Consider the following 16,177-nt stretch of genomic DNA (forward strand, 5'->3'; position numbering starts at 1 on the left):
GTCTCTGCCCCCTACCCGATCCGGCCCGTGATGTAGCTTTCGGTGCGCGGGTCCACCGGGTTGGTAAAGATTTGTCCGGTCTCGCCATATTCAACGAGGTTACCGAGGTGGAAGAACGCGGTTTTCTGACTGACACGCGCGGCTTGCTGCATGGAATGCGTGACGATCACAACCGAGTAGTTCTGTTTCAACTCGTCAATCAACTCTTCGACCTGCGCCGTGGCAATAGGATCAAGCGCCGAACAGGGTTCGTCCATCAACAACACTTCGGGTTCGGTCGCGACGGCACGCGCAATGCAGAGGCGCTGCTGCTGACCACCAGAAAGCCCCGTGCCGGGGGCATCAAGCCGGTCTTTCACCTCGTCCCAGATGGCACCGCGCCGCAATGCGTTTTCAACGATCTGGTCAAGGTCGGCCTTGTTCCTGGCCAGACCGTGGATCTTGGGGCCGTAGGCCACGTTATCGTAGATCGACTTGGGGAACGGGTTGGGTTTCTGAAACACCATGCCGACCTTGGCGCGCAGCTGCACCGGATCAATGCGCTTGTCATAGATGTCTTCACCGTCGATCAGGATGTCCCCCTCGACCCGGCAAATGTCAATTGTGTCGTTCATCCTGTTGAGACAACGCAGAAAAGTTGACTTACCACAGCCTGACGGGCCAATGAATGCGGTCACGGTTTTGTCCGCGATGTCCACATCCACATCCTTGATGGCGTGGTTGTCGCCGTAATAGACCTGCACCTTGCGCGCAGCGATCTTGGTTTCGCTCGACTCCACGTCTCTCTCCACAATTCTCATGTCGTTCATGGGCTTGCCCCTACCAGCGGCGTTCAAAGCGGCGCCGCAGGATCACGGCAATGGTATTCATCGTTATCAGGAACAGCAGCAGGATGATGATGCCACCCCACGCCTTTTCGGTAAACACGGCGTCGGAACGGGCCGCCCAGTTGTAGATTTGCGCAGGCACAGCCGAGTTTGGTTCCAGAAACCCGTCAATCAGCGCCTCCGGATAGCGCGCGACAAACCCCACCATGCCGATCAGCAAGAGCGGCGCGGTTTCACCCAGAGCCTGCGCCAGACCGATGATTGTACCCGTCAGAATGCCGGGCGCGGCGAGCGGCAGCACGTGGTGAAACACCGCCTGCATTTTCGAGGCCCCGACACCAAGGGCCGCATCGCGGATCGACGGCGGCACCGCCTTCAATGACGCGCGGGTCGAGATAATGATCGTCGGAAGCGTCATCAGGGTCAGCACAAGCCCGCCCACCAGCGGCGCTGATTGCGGCAGGTGCGCAAATTGGATGAAGACGGCAAGGCCCAGAATACCAAACACAATCGACGGCACCGCGGCGAGGTTCGAGATGTTGACCTCAATCAGGTCCGTGAACCGGTTTTTGGGTGCGAATTCCTCAAGGTAGATGGACGCGGCAACGCCGATAGGCAGCGCCAGCACCAGCACCACAAGCATCATAAAGAACGACCCCAGCACTGATGCACCAATCCCGGCCCCGCCGGGGTTGTCGACGCCTGTGTCCACCCCTGTGATAAAGGTCCAGTTGAACACCTGTTTCACGATCCCTGCATCGCGCATAGCGTCGATCAGGTCAAAATCCTCGGGCATAAAGAAACGGTTGCCCTCGACCAGATCACCGCGCGTGAACGTGCCTTTGAGGTAGCGGTCCACGCGGCTGGAGGCAGCAACCTCGAAGCCGATGGGCTGGCCCAACTGGTCTTCGTTGTCGCGGTAATAGGCGCGCAGCTGACCGCCAACCTTGCCCAAAAGACGGTCGACAGCGGCCTTGTCAAATTCAATGTCAACGCCGCGTTCCTTCATTTCCGCAGACAGACCGTCGATGAAATAGCCGGTATATATGCCCGTCTTGAGCATGGCCGCCTCGGCCTCGTCATATTGCTCTTGCGTCATGGTAAACGGAATTTCGACCACCGCCTGTCGGAAGGCAGGGATGCCAGCCGTCAGGATGGCGGTCAGCAGGGCAATCAGGAAAAAGAGGCCCGTGCCGATTGCGGCAATGCCGTAGTAGCGGAACCGCCGTTCGGAGGCATTGCGTTTCTTGGTACGCGCATCCTCGGTCATCAGGGATTTCGTGGGCTGCGGCGCGGCGCCGGAGGTGTCCATGGCTGCATCAGACATCAGTCATATTGCTCCCTGTATTTGCGCACGATGTAGAGGGCGAAGACATTGAGGCAGAGTGTCATTAGGAACAGCGTCATGCCCAAGGCAAACGCCACAAGCGCCTCGGGCGAGGCAAAGTCGCTGTCACCGGTCAACTGGCTCACGATTTTGGCGGTAACGGTGGTCATCGCCTCGAACGGGTTAAGCGACAGGCGCGCGGCGGCCCCTGCCCCCAGCACCACGATCATGGTCTCGCCGATGGCGCGGGACGCGGCCAGCAGGATGGCCCCTACGATGCCCGGCAAGGCTGCGGGCAGCACAACCTGCTTGATCGTTTCGGATTTGGTGGCACCCAGACCGTATGATCCGTCGCGCATTGCTTGCGGTACGGCGTTGATAATGTCGTCGCTGAGAGAACTGACAAAGGGGATCAACATAATGCCCATGGCGATGCCCGCTGTCAGAACGGCGCGCTGGCCTTGCATCCAGCCCAGACCAGTGCTGTCGCCAAACACGCTCAGCAAAAGCGGGCCAATGGTGAGCAGGGCAAAGAGGCCGTAAACAATCGTGGGGATGCCCGCGAGGATTTCCAGCAGCGGCTTGGCGATGCCACGCACGCGCGGTGTGGCGTATTCCGACAGATAGATCGCTGCGAACAGCCCCACGGGGACAGCAACCAGCAGCGCCACGAGCGAGATATAGAACGTGCCCCACAGCAGCGGAATAATCCCAAGGCTTGATGCGCCGCCACGCCCCGAAAAGCTCGGCGCCCATTCGAGCAAGGTAAAAAAGTCGGATGCGGGATAAAGGCGGAAAAACTCTACCGTATTAAAGACCAACGACAAAACGATGCCGATAGTGGTCAGAATCGCGACCGAGGCCGCAGCGATCAGCAGGGCCAGCACGCCCTGCTCCACCACATTGCGCGCACGGAAGGTTCCGCTGCTTTGCATGACACCCCATGCCCCGCCTGCAATCGCAACAGCGATGGCAGCAATGGTCATCAGCACGTTCGACCGTTCAATCATGCTGCGATAGGCCTGTGCTGCGTTCAACACAGGCTGGGTGATGTTGCTGGTGACGACCTGCCCCGCCTCTTTGAGCGTGGCTGTCATGTCTTCGGCATTTGCGCCCGGATCGCGCGCCAGATCATCGTCGAGCACACCGGCCCGCACGGCGTTGCCAATCCCGTCCGCCGTGCGGCGCACCTCGGACATCAGCAGGCCGCGCGATGATCCTTCGCGGATTTCGCTGTCGGGGATCATTTGCGAGACACGGTTGTCAACAAAGAGCGGTTGCGCCAGCAACCACACAAGGACAACACCCGCCGCAGGCACGATCGCTTTCAAAAACGCGTTGGCCCCGTAATAGACCGGCAAGGAATGCAGCGCACGCCCGTCATGGCCCACACTCGCCAGCGCCCGCCTGCGTCCGACAACGTATCCCACGGCCGAAATGGCCAGAACGATCAGCAACAGCCATAAGATCGGCATATTTCCCCCAAGGTCTCTCGACGCGCCTCTGCGTGCGGGTCGGAACGTAAAACCGGGCGACCCTTTGATGTGCCGCCCAGTTTCGTATCATCGTTTCATGGGAAGGGCTTAGCTGCCGCCGCCCATGACCTTTTCGTCAGCAACAGCCGCCTGTGTCACGGCCAGTTCGGGGTCGGACACCAGACCATACGCGGCCAAAGGACCGTCGGGACCGGCCAGTTCATCTGCAACGAAGAACTGTGCAAATTCCTTGAGGCCCGGGATCACGCCGATATGCGCCTTCTTCACATAGAAGTAGAGCGGACGGGACACCGGGTATTCGCCGGTCGAGATGGTTTCGGTGGACGGTGTCACACCCGCCATTGTCGCCACTTTGAGCTTGTCGGTGTTGTTCTCATAGAACGCGAGGCCGAACACGCCGATGGCGTTTGCGTTGGCGTCGATGGAGGCCAGCGTTTCGGTATAGTCGCCGTCGATGTCAACCGAACGGCCATCCGTGCGCACTTCGAGACAGGCGTCTTCGGCGTCGTCCTCGGACATGCCCGCTTCGATCATCGCGGCCATGGCACCGGTTTCTTCGCAGCCGACGGCAACGACTTTTTCCTCGAACACTTCACGTGTGCCGTGCTTGGTGCCGGGGATAAAGGCGAGGATTTCCGCGTCAGGCAGGTCGGCATTGAAGTCGGACCATTTGGTGTGCGGGTTGTCCACCAGCGCGCCGTCCACCATCACCTTGGGGGCCAGAGCGTTGAAAATGTCAGATTGCGTAAATGCGGTATAGGCGGGGCCGTCGATCTGGCTGGCAAACACGATGCCGTCATACCCGATGCGCACTTCGATGATGTCGGTCACGCCGTTTTCGGCACATGCCTTGATCTCTTTGTCGCGGATGGCGCGAGACGCGTTTGCGATGTCCGTGTGTTCGGTGCCCACACCCTGGCAAAAGCGCTTGAGACCCGCCGAAGAGCCGCCCGATTCCACAACCGGTGTCGGGAAGTCGGTGTTTTCGCCAAAGGCTTCGGCCACAATCGATGCGTAGGGCAGAACGGTGGACGAACCTGCGACCTGAACCTGGTCACGCGCCACAGCGGATGTGGCAGCCATTGCTGTCAGTGCCAACGCCGATGTGGTGAGTTTCACAAAGGACATGAATGTCTCCTGTACGATTTTTAAGTGATCCCCCCCATGAGGATCTTGATGCACCGTCTAGGCGACGCACGCTGAGCTTTTGTGACAGGTTTGTAACAGCTGTATGACAATGGGCTGGCGTGGTTCAGATCATGGAAAAGGTCAGAGATTTGTCCGGTAAGTCATTGAAATGAATTCGCTCCCCTTATTCGGGCTTGCTGGCGTCCGTGCGCAAAACGCGGCCCCCTTCCCGCTCCAAGGCCACAAAACCATGACAATCGAAGAATCAATTGGGCGGTTTGGACTTAATCGGCGCGTTCGGACAGGCTGTGCGCGGGCAGGATCACCGTAAATGTCGCGCCCTGTCCCAGATCACTTTCCACCCGCAGACGGCCACGGTGCCGGTTGATGATATGCTTGACGATGGCCAGCCCAAGGCCCGTTCCACCCAAGGCCCGACTGCGGTGATCATCCCCGCGATAGAACCGTTCCGTCAGGCGCGGCAGGTGGACCGGATCAATGCCCGGCCCATAATCCACCACCTGCACCCGCACGCCCGGCGCGCGCAACGCAGGCTCGCGATCAGTATATGTCATGCGCAGGGTCACGCGCCCCCCTGCCCCGCCATATTTGATCGCGTTTTCGACCAAGTTGGTGAAAACCTGCTTGAGCTGATCCGCGTCGCCAGACAACCGCACCTGTTGGTCTCCGAACTGCGGCTCAAGCGTGACGCTTGCCTCGTCGGCCAGTTGTTTGAGCGTGCGTAGCGTCGAATCCAGCACATCGTTGAGGACCACCGTTTCTGTGGGCCGTACGCGTTCGTCGCTTTCCACACGGTTGAGGGACATCAGGTCGCCGACCAAACGGTTCATCCGCTCCGCCTCGACCTGCATGATATCCAGAAACCGTTCTGCGGCGGCCTTGTCTTCGCGTGCGGGTCCGCGCAGCGTTTCGATGAACCCCATGAGCGCGGTCAGCGGCGTCCGCAGTTCATGGCTGACATTGGCGACAAAATCGCGGCGCATCTGGCTGGCCTGTTCGACATGGGTGATATCCTCGAACGTGGCGATGACGGCACCTGCGCCGGGTACGGCCCGGCAACTGACTTTGTATGTAGTGTCCTGTGCACCGTCATTGCCCAGATACCGTGCGGTGCGGGACTGGCCGTCGGACAGCGTCGCCTCGATCACATCCAGCAGCATGGGCTGGCGCAGCATCGTGACATAGTTCATGCCGCGTGCCTGATGGCCGATCAGGGTCAGCGCGTCGGCATTGGCGGCGACGATCCGTTCCGTACTGTTGATGGCGAGGCTGGGCAACGGGATCGCCGCGAGGATGGGATCAAGCAGCGGATCAGCCATGGGTCAGCCGGTGCGCGCGGCGGCAACCGCTTGGCTGAAGACCGCGCAAAGCGCTTCTGCATCCTCAAGGCCAACGGACACGCGGAACACCCCTTCGGTCATGCCAAGGGCGGCTTGATCCTCCGGTGCGACGGCGCGGTGGGACGACGACAACGGGTGCGAGATCGTCGTGCCCACGTCGCCCAATGTCGGCGCAAAGCTGAGGCCTTGGGCCCCGCGCGCAAAAGCATTGGCCTCGGCCCGCCCGCCGTCCAGTTCGAAGGTGACCATAGTGCAATACCGGCCCTTAAGCAGCGCCTCGGCCAGATGGTGGTCAGGGTGATCGCGCCGACCGGGATAAAGGACGCGTGTCACGCCATCCAACGTCGACAGGTGATCTGCCAACTGCGCCGCAGTGGCCTGCGCCCGGTCAAAGCGCAAATCAAAGCTCAGCAATCCCCGTTCCGCCAGCCAGCAATCGAACGGGCTGCCGGTTGTGCCTGCGGTCACCGAAAACACCCGCAGTCTGTCGCTGATCGCCTCATCCTTGGCCGACACGTAGCCCAGCATGACGTCTGAATGCCCCGAAAGCAGTTTGGTCACGGAATGGATCACGATGTCCGCACCGTGGTCATAGGCCTTGAAGGCGCGCGGCGTGGTGAACGTGTTGTCAATGACCAGAAGCACGCCCTTTTCCCGCGCCAGCGCCGCGATGCCCAGAATATCGGCCACGCGCAGGGTCGGGTTCGATACGACCTCGACCATGATCAGCCGCGTCTCGGGCCGGAGTGCCGCGCGCACGGCATCCACATTGCCGGGGTCCACAAGGCTGGTTTCGATCCCAAGGCGCGGCAAATCTTCGGTCATCATGCGCAGTGACCGACCATAAAGCGTGTTGCCCCCGATCACATGATCGCCCGCCTTTGTCAGCCCAAGCAGAACCGCCGTAACCGCCCCCATGCCGGATGACGTGATGATGCCCGGATGAGGTGCCCCTTCGAGCGCGTCAATACGGGCAGCGACGACATCCGCGTTTGGGTGCCCTTCGCGGCTATAGGTGTAGCCCGACAACGCGCCATCATATTGCGCGTCCAGCATGTCCGGCGTGTCGGAGGCATAGACCACCGCCGGAGACAATGGCGTGACCACCGGGCGCGAGGCGCTGTCCGGCAGGCCAAAGGGGCGGATGAGCGTGCCCTTGTCATTGCGGCTCATGTCAGCAGCTCCGTGTGGTAGTTCGGCGTGCTAAAGGTGATGTCGATGCTCAGCCAGCAGGGGCGTGGCAGGTCGCGGCCCAAATCAGTGCGCAAGGCGTCCTGCAAGGCGGCCACAAAGGCAGCTCCGCGATGCGGCTTGGACAACAACGACACCGTGACCTTCAGATGTGTGTGGTGAAAGACGGATGCCGGATAGGCGCGCCCTTTGGTCTCGCCCGCGCCAGGATCGTGGCGCAGGATGACCGCCTCCACACGCGCCAGCATGGCGACTGCGTCAATCTCAAGGTCGTCAGAGTACTGCAGATCGCAATGAGGCATTAGCGACGCACCGGCTCAAGCGTCGTGCGGAACCGGCGCATGTTGTCCTGATAGTGCAGCGCCGAGGCGCGCAGACCCTGAATCGCTGCCTCGTCCAGCGCACGCACCACCTTGCCCGGGACCCCCATGACCAGAGAGCCGTCCGGGATCTCCTTCCCCTCTGTGATCAGGGCCCCCGCGCCAATCAGACAGTTTTTGCCGATCTTTGCGCCGTTCAGCACAGTGGCGCCCATCCCGATCAGGCTGTTGTCACCGATGGTGCAGCCGTGCAGCATAGCCTTGTGCCCGATCGTACAGCCTGCGCCGATTGTCAGGGGCAAGCCGGGGTCGGTGTGCATCACGGTGTTTTCCTGCACGTTTGAGCCTGCACCGATGGTGATCGTCTCATTATCGCCGCGCAACGTGCAGCAGAACCAGACGCTTGCGCCCGTCTCGACCACCACATCGCCAATCACGTTGGCGTCCGGTGCAATCCATGTGTCGTCGGCGATTTGCGGGCGCGTGTCACCCAATGCATAAAGTGTCATGTCATTCCCTCGAACTCGGTTTGCAACGCGCGGACCTGATCGGTCAGTTGCGGCTGTTGCAACCGGCGCAGGCGCGTGGCGGTGATGATGGTTTTCAGCTTGGCCTCGGTCTGGTCGAGATCATCGTTGACCAGTACATAATCATAGCCCCCCCAGTGGCTGATTTCGTCCCAGCTTTTCTGCATCCGGCGCGCGATGGTTTCGGCATCGTCCTGCGCGCGCGCCTCCAGCCTGCGGCGCAGTTCGGCGATGGAGGGCGGCAGGATAAAGATCGACAGCGTGTGCTGACCCAGCGACGAATTGGTGATCTGCTGCGCGCCCTGCCAGTCGATATCGAACAGGACGTCGCAGCCAGCGTTGATCGCGTCCTCCACCGGGCCTTTGGGCGAGCCGTAAAAATGACCAAAGACGTGGGCGTGTTCCAGCATCTCACCATCGGCGACGTGTGCTTTGAAATCCGCCTCGCTGATGAAATTGTAATGCTCGCCGTCAACCTCACCCGGACGCGGGGCGCGGGTTGTGGCGGAAACGGAGAAGCGCAAGTTGGGGTCCCAGTCGCGCATTCGACGCGCCAGCGTGCTTTTGCCCGCGCCAGAGGGTGAACTGAGGATGATCAAAAGGCCGCGGCGTGTGTCTGGCATCGGTTATTCCACGTTTTGCACTTGCTCGCGCATCTGGTCGATCAGCGCCTTGAGCGCCAGCCCCACCCGCGTCAGGTCAGCATTCTGCGCCTTGGAACACAGCGTATTGGCCTCGCGGTTGAACTCCTGCATCAGAAAGTCGAGCTTGCGGCCCACCGGGCCACCCTCGTCCAGATGCCCACGGGCCGCGCCCACGTGGGTGCGCAGGCGGTCCAGTTCTTCGGTGATGTCGGCCTTGACGGCCAGCAGGGCCAGTTCCTGCGCCACCCGGTCCGGGTCGGCCCCGTCCGCATTGTCCAGTACACGGGCGAGGTTGCGTTTCAGCGTCGCGGCCACCTCGTCCTTGCGCGCCTCGGCCAACGCTTCGGCTTCGGTTACCAGACCGTCGACCTTTGCCAGTTGTGCCGAAAGGATATCACTGAGTGCGGCGCCTTCGGTCAGGCGCATGGCGTCAAAGGCGTCCAGCAATCCGGTGACGTCCGACAGCAACGCCGCGCGCAGCGGGGCCGGATCGTCCTGCGTGGCGTTCTGTTCCATCACCCCGCGCATCATTGCGATGTCGCTGGCGCGTGTCGGGGCCAGTTCAAGCCCTTGGGCGGCAGCTTCGCCTGCGATCTCGCGCAGAGCAGCAATGGCCGCGCTTGCCTGCGCCATATTGACAGAGGTAGAGACCGCCGCATCCTCGCGCGCGATGCGCAGTGACACGGTGACGTTGCCGCGTTTGGCATGGGCGGCGATCAGCGGGCGCAAAGCCGCCTCCAACCCGTCGATCCAATCCGGCACACGCAGCCGGATATCGAGCCCCTTTCCGTTGACGCTGCGCATTTCCCATGCCCAACGATGTGCTTCGAACGCGCCGGATTGGGCCGCAAACCCGGTCATGGACCGCAAACGGGGATCTGGGGAGGTGGTCGTCATGCCTCTTGCTTTAGGCGCATACGCGCGGGCAGACAAGCCAAAGCGCCGCGCCGCATTGCGGACATATGGGTTAACCAATCGTTAGGATTTCCCAACAAGGTCTCTAAAATCCTTGCTATCACAACCGTGGATTTGATGAGTGTGTTGCCGTGCTGCGCAACACGAAACGGTGAGTGACACGAACGATGGACAAAACAAACCCAAATGCCCACAATATCGTTGCTATGACAGAGTTCCGTGCAGACGTTGGATATACCGCCCTTTCCCAGGTTGAGGCCTATTGGGAAGGGCTGCGTGGTATGCGCCTGATGCCCAAGCGGTCCGAGATTGATCCGCGTGGGATCGAGTCGGCGCTGGAATACACGTTCGTTCTGGAACGGATTGCACCGGGGATGGCGCGTATCCGTATCGCTGGCAGCCATCTGAGCGACCTGATGGGTATGGAAGTGCGCGGGATGCCGCTCACGTCGCTGATCACGCCGCCCTGCCGACGCCAGATTTCAGATGCGCTGGAGGAAGTGTTCCAGCGGCCCGCCGTGTGCGAACTGCGCCTCGTGACCGAAGGCGGCGCCGGACGCCCGCATATGGACGCGCGTCTGTTGCTGTTGCCCCTCAAAAGCGATTTGGGTGATGTCAGCCGCATTCTGGGCTGCATGGTGTCGCATGGCGATATCGGCCTTAGCCCGCGCCGGTTCGATGTCGTGGGCGCAAAGATCCGCCCGATCACGGCGCCGTCAACGGTACCGCTCCCGACGCCTGCGGACGCCGCATCAAAGACAATGGCCCGCCCCGAAACAGCCCAAGGCTTCGCAGCGCCCGAAACACCGTTCGAGGCGAACACGCCGCGTGCGGACGTGCCTTACCTGCGCCTTGTTAAGAATGACGACTAATCATTTGAAATAATGAAAAAACATGCGCCGTTTAGCGCATGTTTTTCTCGTTTGGATTACCCGGCTGCGCGTGCGCCCGCGCGGCGGGCACGCAGGTCTGACAACTCTTCAGCCACGAGGAACGCCAGTTCCAGCGACTGAGACGCGTTCAGGCGGGGATCGCAGGCGGTGTGATACCGGTCGCTCAGATCCTCTTCGGTCACGGCACGGACACCGCCCGTGCATTCTGTCACGTCCTGTCCGGTCATCTCGAAATGCACACCGCCGGGGATCGTGCCCTCGGCCTGATGCACGCCAAAGAATTCACGCACCTCGCGCAGAACGGAATCGAACGGGCGCGTCTTGTAACCCGTCGAGGATTTGATCGTGTTGCCGTGCATCGCGTCGCAGACCCAGACAACCTCCGCCCCCTCTTCGCGCACGGTGTTGATCAGGCGTGGCAGATGTTCCGCGACGCTGCCCGCACCAAAGCGCGCGATCAGCGACAAGCGGCCCGCTTCGTTTTCGGGGTTCAGCTTGGCCATCAGCACCTTGAGATCATCAGCCGTCATGGACGGCCCGCACTTCAGGCCAATCGGGTTTTGTACACCGCGCGCAAATTCGACATGTGCGCCGTCGGGCTGCCGCGTGCGGTCGCCGATCCAGATCATGTGACCGGACCCCGCCAGCCATTTGCCCGTGGTGCTGTCGATCCGTGTCAGCGCCTCTTCGTATTCCAGCAGCAGGGATTCGTGGCTGGTGTAAAACTCCACTGACGAAAACTCATGCGTGGTGTCGGCGGTGATCCCGGCGGCAGACATAAAGTCGATCGTGTCTTGAATACGGCTGGCAATCTCGCGGTACTTTTCGGCCTCGGGTCCGTCGGTGAACCCAAGCGTCCACGAATGCACACGGTTCATGTCGGCAAAACCGCCGGTGGAAAACGCGCGCAGCAGGTTCAGTGTTGCGGCGGCCTGCGTGTAGGCTTGCAGCATCTTGGCCGGGTCGGGAATACGCGCCTCTGCGGTAAAGGGCAGATCATTGATGATGTCGCCACGGTAGCTGGGCAGTTCCACGCCATCCACCGTCTCGGTCGGGGCTGAGCGCGGCTTGGCGAACTGGCCAGCCATGCGGCCCAGCTTGATCACCGGCACCTTGGCACCATAGGTCAGCACCATCGACATTTGCAGCATCACCTTGAACGTGTCGCGAATGCTGTCGGCGCTGAACTGGTCGAATGCCTCGGCGCAATCGCCCCCCTGCAACAAGAACGCCTCGCCGCGTGCGGCATCGCCCAGATGCGCCTTGAGCCGACGTGCTTCACCGGCAAAAACCAGCGGCGGATATTTGGACAGCTGCGCCTCAACCGCGTTCAGGGCCGCAGCATCGGTATAATCGGGCATCTGGATCCGGGGCTTGGCGCGCCAGTCAGATTTATTCCAATCGCTCATCTCTTTCACTCCGCTGGTGTTAGCGATCTCAGGATCGCGGACCCTCTATACAAAAGCCTGTGCCGCAGTGCCATATGCCAAATGACGCCTCTTGACGTGGGCATTGGCCCGTGGTCAGGGTTTTTTAATGCCGAAGGAATACACCTTCGCACCAGTTCAGGATGACTGCCGCGATGTCCACGATGCGACCGGTTCAACCGACCCGCGAAGAGGTCGACAAGCCCAAGCGCTATGTCTTTGTTCTTTTGGACAATTTCACGCTTTTGTGCTTTTCCGCTGCGGTGGAAAGCCTGCGTATTGCCAATCGTATGGCGGGCCGTCAGTTGTATGAATGGCGCACGGTCGGTGAAGGGGGCGATGTCGCCTATTGCTCTGCCGGTACGGGGTTTAAACTGGATGGTGATCTGGACGAACTGACACGCGACGACGTTGTGATGATCTGTGGAGGGATCGACGTTCAAGCCGCCACAACCAAACGCCTGCTCAGCTGGATGCGCCGCGAGGCGCGCAAGGGCGTGACCATGGCGGGCCTGTGCACAGCCGCATTTTCGCTGGCCAAGGCGGGGTTGCTCGATGGCAAACGGGCGACGATCCATTGGGAAAATCAGGACAGTTTTTCCGAAGAGTTTCAAGAAGTTGAGCTGACGAAATCAGTGTTTGTCGTGGATGAAAAGCGGATGACGACCGCTGGCGGCACGTCGTCTATCGACCTGATGCTTAAGCTGATTGCGGATGACCACGGCGAAGAATTGGCCAATTCCGTCGCGGATCAGTTGATTTATTCTGCAATCCGCACCGATCAGGACACGCAGCGCCTGTCGGTGCCCACACGCATCGGCGTGCGGCACCCCAAGCTGAGCCTCGTGATCCAGATCATGGAACAGAACATCGAAGAGCCGATCAGCCCGTCGATCCTCGCCAAGGATGTGGGCATGTCCACGCGGCAATTAGAGCGGCTGTTTCGCCGGTATCTCAACCGCTCGCCCAAGCGCTATTACATGGAATTGCGCCTGCAAAAGGCGCGCAATCTGCTGATGCAAACGGATATGAGTGTCATCAACGTGGCGCTGGCCTGCGGCTTTGCCTCGCCATCGCATTTTTCCAAGTGCTACCGGGCGCATTACGACACGACCCCCTACCGCGAACGGGGCACTCACGCAGCACGCCTGTCGGTCTGACATCGTCACAGTTGCGCCCTGACCGGGCCTCAACCATGCCGGTTTTGCCGACTAAGCCAGCGGCATGTCACTTCTATCGTCTCACATTTCGGCCCGCGCCCGCCTGTTCGAATTCATCCGCCAAGAGGACCTAGCGGAGCGTCGCCAGATATCGGGTCGGTCCTACACCACATCACAGGATGTATCAGCGGATGCGCTGGCCGCCTTTCAACGGGTCGCCCTGAAATCATTGCACCGTAGCGCCTGACATCACGAGGTCAGTCGCTTTGGGCACCGCGAAAGCCCATGGCCACCACAAACTTTTCCGAACTGTCGGCGCGGGATGCTGGTGGTTTGACGTTGGCAACCTTATCAAAGCGTTGTTTGAGCAGCTTTTGCAGCTCACCCTCCGCCCCGCCGGCCAGCACCTTGGCGACAAAGGTGCCGCCCTCGTCCAGCACGTCAAAGGCAAAATACGCCGCCGCCTCGCAGAGTGAAATGATACGCAGGTGATCCGTCTGTTTATGCCCCGAGGACGCGGCAGCCATATCGGACATCACAACGTCCGCCTTGCCGCCCAGCCAGTCTTTGACCTGTTGATCCGCATCGTCTGCCATGAAGTCCAACTGATGCAATTCGCAGCCCGCAATCGGCTCCATCTCTTGCAGGTCGATACCGAGAATGGTGCCCACGGCCTTGCCCGATTTCTCAGCCAGCGCATTCACGCGTTTGACCGCAACCTGACACCAGCCTCCCGGCGCTGCCCCAAGGTCAACCACCCGTGCGCCCGGCACCAAAAAGCGATACTTGTCATCCAACTCCATGATCTTGTAGGCGGCGCGCCCGCGGTATCCTTCGGCTGTGGCGCGTTTGACGTAAGGGTCGTTCAACTGGCGTTGCAGCCAGCGTGTCGAGGACAGCTTGCGCCCCCGCGCCGTCTTGACCTTGACCTTCAGCTCGCGCTGACCGCGGCCTGACGTGTTCTTGCCCGTTGGTGTCTTGGCCATAGCCCTGTCCCTTTACGTCAGCGCGCCAGTGTCGAGCACGCCATCCGCGCTCATCTGTGCATATAGCAACCCCTCGCGCAGGCCGCGATCCGCCACGGAGAGCCGATTGGTCGGCCAGCAGCGCATGAGCGCCTGCAAGATAGCCGCCCCCGACATGATCAGCGCGTGCCGGTCCGCCCCGATGCGCGGGTCCGCGCGGCGCCCCCCGGGGCCCATGGTGAGATAGGACCGGATCACGCTGTCGATCTGATCCGAAGTCATGCGCAGACCGTCCACCTTGGTCCGGTCATAACGCTTCAGCCCGAGATGCGAGGCCGCCACGGTCGTGACGGTGCCGGACGTGCCCACGATCTGAAACCGCTCTGTCGGTTCGGTCGCATGATAGGGCGAGAAATCGGCGAGGTTTTCCTCGAAAAACCAACTCATCAGGGCGAAACGGGCCGCGTCGTCTTCGACATCGCTGAACTGTTCGCGCAGGGTGGCGACACCAAGGGGGACACTGATCCAGTCCACGACGCGGGCGTCTTCGTGGGTGCCGTCCTCGCGCTCCAGCCCTTCGCGCAGGCGCATAATGGCGCGCGGACGCTCTGCCCGCGGGACCTTGGCCAGATCCAGCCACACCAGTTCGGTCGATCCACCACCGATGTCCACCACCAGCAGGTTTTCCGTCTTGGGACTGACCAGCGGCGCGCAGGAGATCACCGCCAGCCGCGCCTCTTCCTCGGGTGCGATGATATCCAGCCGCAGGCCCGTCTCGCGGTGGACACGGTCGATAAACTCGCCCGCGTTGACCGCACGGCGGCAGGCCTCGGTCGCGACCAGCCGCATTCGCCGGACCTTGTTCCGCTTGAGCTTTTGCTGACAGATGCGCAACGCCTGAATGGTGCGCGACATGGACCCGCGCGACAGCTTGCCAGAGCTTTCCAGCCCGGTGCCCAACTGCACAGATTTCGAGAAACTGTCGACAACGTGAAAGCCCGCGCCTCGCGGCTCGGCAATCAGCATTCGACAACTGTTCGTGCCCAGATCCAGCGCGGCATAAAGCTCGGGCGATCCGGGGGCACGCGGCACGGGACTAGGCCCCCGCCTGGGGCCTCTCTTTTCGAGCGCGCCCGCACCTTGGGGACGCTTTGGCGCCATAGTTCGCGCCTTTCATATCGGGTTACCAAAAGGATAGGCTGCGCACCCGCCCGGCGCAAGGGCTTTGCGCGGCGGCTTATTGGTCAAACGGATTGTCGAAATAGGCTGACAGGTGCGCATATTCGCCCGCCAGCCTTTGGGCAATAGCGGCCCGCGTCTTGCGGGCAAGATCGTCGATGCGCAAAGGCGTGCCGCTGGAATTGACGTGCGGGATGGTGACATCCTGCCCTGAAATCTCGCTTAGGTCAGCGGCAAGATCGGCAAGGTCCGACGTGCGATAGACCTTTGAATACAATCCAAAATCCTCTCCCGTGAACACGGATGTAGGTAAGGCATGATGTTTTATCGTCGAGGCCCCTTTGATGTAGGCACCAAGGTTCTGGAAAAAGAAATCCGGGTCCGGGTCAGGCGGCAGATCAACAAGACCACGACGGAAATTGCGCGCGGTGAACAATTCGCGCAACGCAACAACGCGGTTGGTGTAGACGCCCAGCAGCCGCTTGAGCGGGTCGCGCACGACCGTAAAGCGAAAGCAGTGATCGTAGCCTTGCCAGCGGTGGATGCGAAATCGGCGCGTCTGAAATTGATCGTGGAGCGTGTCCATGGAAAACGCGGTGGGATCACTGATCGGGTTGTCGGGATCCAGCGCACCCAGCGTCGCTTTGACCGATGAACAGGCCGCCTTGGGCACCGCCATGTAAGCCACGTTCAATGCGTCGATATGGATGACCATGTGAAACGGACCCGATGTTTTTTATGAACATTTCGAGGTTTACCACGGCCCCTGCGCAGGCCAAGTCTGACGCATAGTGATTGGCGACGAATGTTGCCGATG

At 60.9% G+C, this 16,177-nt stretch carries 17 protein-coding genes; 3 read left to right on the forward strand and 14 right to left on the reverse strand.

The window, feature by feature from the left end; genetic code table 11:
* Positions 1–11 precede the first annotated feature (11 nt).
* From pstB to Q1A85_RS18280, 10 genes are all read right to left on the reverse strand, one after another.
* Positions 12–809: a phosphate ABC transporter ATP-binding protein PstB gene (pstB, locus tag Q1A85_RS18235; RefSeq protein ID WP_299692850.1), complete on the reverse strand. Its 798-nt coding sequence runs from the start codon at positions 807–809 to the stop codon at positions 12–14.
* 10 nt (positions 810–819) lie between these two features.
* Entirely contained in the window at positions 820–2,154 is a 1,335-nt protein-coding gene (gene pstA, locus Q1A85_RS18240; protein WP_299692853.1) for a phosphate ABC transporter permease PstA, read from the reverse strand.
* Positions 2,154–3,629: a phosphate ABC transporter permease subunit PstC gene (gene pstC / locus Q1A85_RS18245; RefSeq protein WP_299692855.1), complete on the reverse strand. Its 1,476-nt coding sequence runs from the start codon at positions 3,627–3,629 to the stop codon at positions 2,154–2,156. The genes pstA and pstC overlap by 1 nt, the downstream gene beginning before the upstream one ends.
* A gap of 108 nt (positions 3,630–3,737) precedes the next feature.
* Complete coding sequence (locus Q1A85_RS18250; protein WP_299692858.1) at positions 3,738–4,778, reverse strand: substrate-binding domain-containing protein; 1,041 nt, start codon at positions 4,776–4,778, stop codon at positions 3,738–3,740.
* A gap of 284 nt (positions 4,779–5,062) precedes the next feature.
* Complete coding sequence (locus Q1A85_RS18255; protein WP_299692861.1) at positions 5,063–6,118, reverse strand: ATP-binding protein; 1,056 nt, start codon at positions 6,116–6,118, stop codon at positions 5,063–5,065.
* A gap of 3 nt (positions 6,119–6,121) precedes the next feature.
* Positions 6,122–7,312: an aminotransferase class I/II-fold pyridoxal phosphate-dependent enzyme gene (locus tag Q1A85_RS18260; RefSeq protein ID WP_299692864.1), complete on the reverse strand. Its 1,191-nt coding sequence runs from the start codon at positions 7,310–7,312 to the stop codon at positions 6,122–6,124.
* Positions 7,309–7,578 (reverse strand): hypothetical protein, encoded by a 270-nt coding sequence (locus Q1A85_RS18265; protein ID WP_299692867.1) that lies wholly within the window; start codon positions 7,576–7,578, stop codon positions 7,309–7,311. Before Q1A85_RS18265 ends, Q1A85_RS18260 begins: the two co-directional genes overlap by 4 nt.
* 53 nt (positions 7,579–7,631) lie before the next feature.
* On the reverse strand, positions 7,632–8,159 hold the full coding sequence (locus Q1A85_RS18270) for a gamma carbonic anhydrase family protein (RefSeq protein ID WP_299692869.1): 528 nt from the start codon (positions 8,157–8,159) through the stop codon (positions 7,632–7,634).
* Positions 8,156–8,800 (reverse strand): guanylate kinase, encoded by a 645-nt coding sequence (gene gmk, locus Q1A85_RS18275; RefSeq protein WP_299692872.1) that lies wholly within the window; start codon positions 8,798–8,800, stop codon positions 8,156–8,158. Before gmk ends, Q1A85_RS18270 begins: the two co-directional genes overlap by 4 nt.
* A gap of 3 nt (positions 8,801–8,803) precedes the next feature.
* On the reverse strand, positions 8,804–9,718 hold the full coding sequence (locus tag Q1A85_RS18280; RefSeq protein WP_299692875.1) for a YicC/YloC family endoribonuclease: 915 nt from the start codon (positions 9,716–9,718) through the stop codon (positions 8,804–8,806).
* 224 nt (positions 9,719–9,942) lie between these two features.
* Here Q1A85_RS18280 and Q1A85_RS18285 point away from each other — a divergent pair, with 224 nt between their 5' ends.
* Positions 9,943–10,608: a PAS domain-containing protein gene (locus Q1A85_RS18285; RefSeq protein ID WP_299692878.1), complete on the forward strand. Its 666-nt coding sequence runs from the start codon at positions 9,943–9,945 to the stop codon at positions 10,606–10,608.
* 56 nt (positions 10,609–10,664) lie between these two features.
* On the opposite strand, the gene Q1A85_RS18290 is transcribed toward Q1A85_RS18285, so the two are convergent.
* Positions 10,665–12,038 (reverse strand): class II 3-deoxy-7-phosphoheptulonate synthase, encoded by a 1,374-nt coding sequence (locus Q1A85_RS18290; RefSeq protein WP_299692881.1) that lies wholly within the window; start codon positions 12,036–12,038, stop codon positions 10,665–10,667.
* 173 nt (positions 12,039–12,211) lie between these two features.
* Here Q1A85_RS18290 and Q1A85_RS18295 point away from each other — a divergent pair, with 173 nt between their 5' ends.
* Together Q1A85_RS18295 and Q1A85_RS18300 are read left to right on the forward strand one after the other, a co-directional pair.
* Entirely contained in the window at positions 12,212–13,216 is a 1,005-nt protein-coding gene (locus tag Q1A85_RS18295) for a GlxA family transcriptional regulator (RefSeq protein ID WP_299692884.1), read from the forward strand.
* A gap of 64 nt (positions 13,217–13,280) precedes the next feature.
* The gene (locus tag Q1A85_RS18300; protein ID WP_299692886.1) at positions 13,281–13,463 is read left to right on the forward strand and encodes a hypothetical protein; all 183 of its coding nucleotides are present in this window, start codon (positions 13,281–13,283) and stop codon (positions 13,461–13,463) included.
* A gap of 10 nt (positions 13,464–13,473) precedes the next feature.
* On the opposite strand, the gene Q1A85_RS18305 is transcribed toward Q1A85_RS18300, so the two are convergent.
* From Q1A85_RS18305 to Q1A85_RS18315, 3 genes are all read right to left on the reverse strand, one after another.
* A complete protein-coding gene (locus Q1A85_RS18305; protein WP_299692888.1) occupies positions 13,474–14,202 on the reverse strand; it encodes an RlmE family RNA methyltransferase in 729 nt (242 codons plus the stop codon).
* A gap of 12 nt (positions 14,203–14,214) precedes the next feature.
* Entirely contained in the window at positions 14,215–15,342 is a 1,128-nt protein-coding gene (locus Q1A85_RS18310) for a Ppx/GppA phosphatase family protein (RefSeq protein WP_299692891.1), read from the reverse strand.
* 76 nt (positions 15,343–15,418) lie between these two features.
* Complete coding sequence (locus tag Q1A85_RS18315; RefSeq protein ID WP_299692894.1) at positions 15,419–16,075, reverse strand: sulfotransferase family 2 domain-containing protein; 657 nt, start codon at positions 16,073–16,075, stop codon at positions 15,419–15,421.
* Positions 16,076–16,177: the final 102 nt, after the last annotated feature.

This window comes from uncultured Tateyamaria sp. (assembly GCF_947503385.1).
Lineage (GTDB): Bacteria > Pseudomonadota > Alphaproteobacteria > Rhodobacterales > Rhodobacteraceae > Tateyamaria.

Bases quoted from the DNA above. Each gene is read 5' to 3' on its own strand.
- pstB (WP_299692850.1), bottom strand. From the start codon at position 809: ATGAACGACATGAGAATTGTGGAGAGAGACGTGGAGTCGAGCGAAACC.
- pstA (WP_299692853.1), bottom strand. From the start codon at position 2,154: ATGTCTGATGCAGCCATGGACACCTCCGGCGCCGCGCCGCAGCCCACG.
- pstC (WP_299692855.1), bottom strand. From the start codon at position 3,629: ATGCCGATCTTATGGCTGTTGCTGATCGTTCTGGCCATTTCGGCCGTG.
- Q1A85_RS18250 (WP_299692858.1), bottom strand. From the start codon at position 4,778: ATGTCCTTTGTGAAACTCACCACATCGGCGTTGGCACTGACAGCAATG.
- Q1A85_RS18255 (WP_299692861.1), bottom strand. From the start codon at position 6,118: ATGGCTGATCCGCTGCTTGATCCCATCCTCGCGGCGATCCCGTTGCCC.
- Q1A85_RS18260 (WP_299692864.1), bottom strand. From the start codon at position 7,312: ATGAGCCGCAATGACAAGGGCACGCTCATCCGCCCCTTTGGCCTGCCG.
- Q1A85_RS18265 (WP_299692867.1), bottom strand. From the start codon at position 7,578: ATGCTGGCGCGTGTGGAGGCGGTCATCCTGCGCCACGATCCTGGCGCG.
- Q1A85_RS18270 (WP_299692869.1), bottom strand. From the start codon at position 8,159: ATGACACTTTATGCATTGGGTGACACGCGCCCGCAAATCGCCGACGAC.
- gmk (WP_299692872.1), bottom strand. From the start codon at position 8,800: ATGCCAGACACACGCCGCGGCCTTTTGATCATCCTCAGTTCACCCTCT.
- Q1A85_RS18280 (WP_299692875.1), bottom strand. From the start codon at position 9,718: ATGACGACCACCTCCCCAGATCCCCGTTTGCGGTCCATGACCGGGTTT.
- Q1A85_RS18285 (WP_299692878.1), top strand. From the start codon at position 9,943: ATGACAGAGTTCCGTGCAGACGTTGGATATACCGCCCTTTCCCAGGTT.
- Q1A85_RS18290 (WP_299692881.1), bottom strand. From the start codon at position 12,038: ATGAGCGATTGGAATAAATCTGACTGGCGCGCCAAGCCCCGGATCCAG.
- Q1A85_RS18295 (WP_299692884.1), top strand. From the start codon at position 12,212: ATGTCCACGATGCGACCGGTTCAACCGACCCGCGAAGAGGTCGACAAG.
- Q1A85_RS18300 (WP_299692886.1), top strand. From the start codon at position 13,281: ATGTCACTTCTATCGTCTCACATTTCGGCCCGCGCCCGCCTGTTCGAA.
- Q1A85_RS18305 (WP_299692888.1), bottom strand. From the start codon at position 14,202: ATGGCCAAGACACCAACGGGCAAGAACACGTCAGGCCGCGGTCAGCGC.
- Q1A85_RS18310 (WP_299692891.1), bottom strand. From the start codon at position 15,342: ATGGCGCCAAAGCGTCCCCAAGGTGCGGGCGCGCTCGAAAAGAGAGGC.
- Q1A85_RS18315 (WP_299692894.1), bottom strand. From the start codon at position 16,075: ATGGTCATCCATATCGACGCATTGAACGTGGCTTACATGGCGGTGCCC.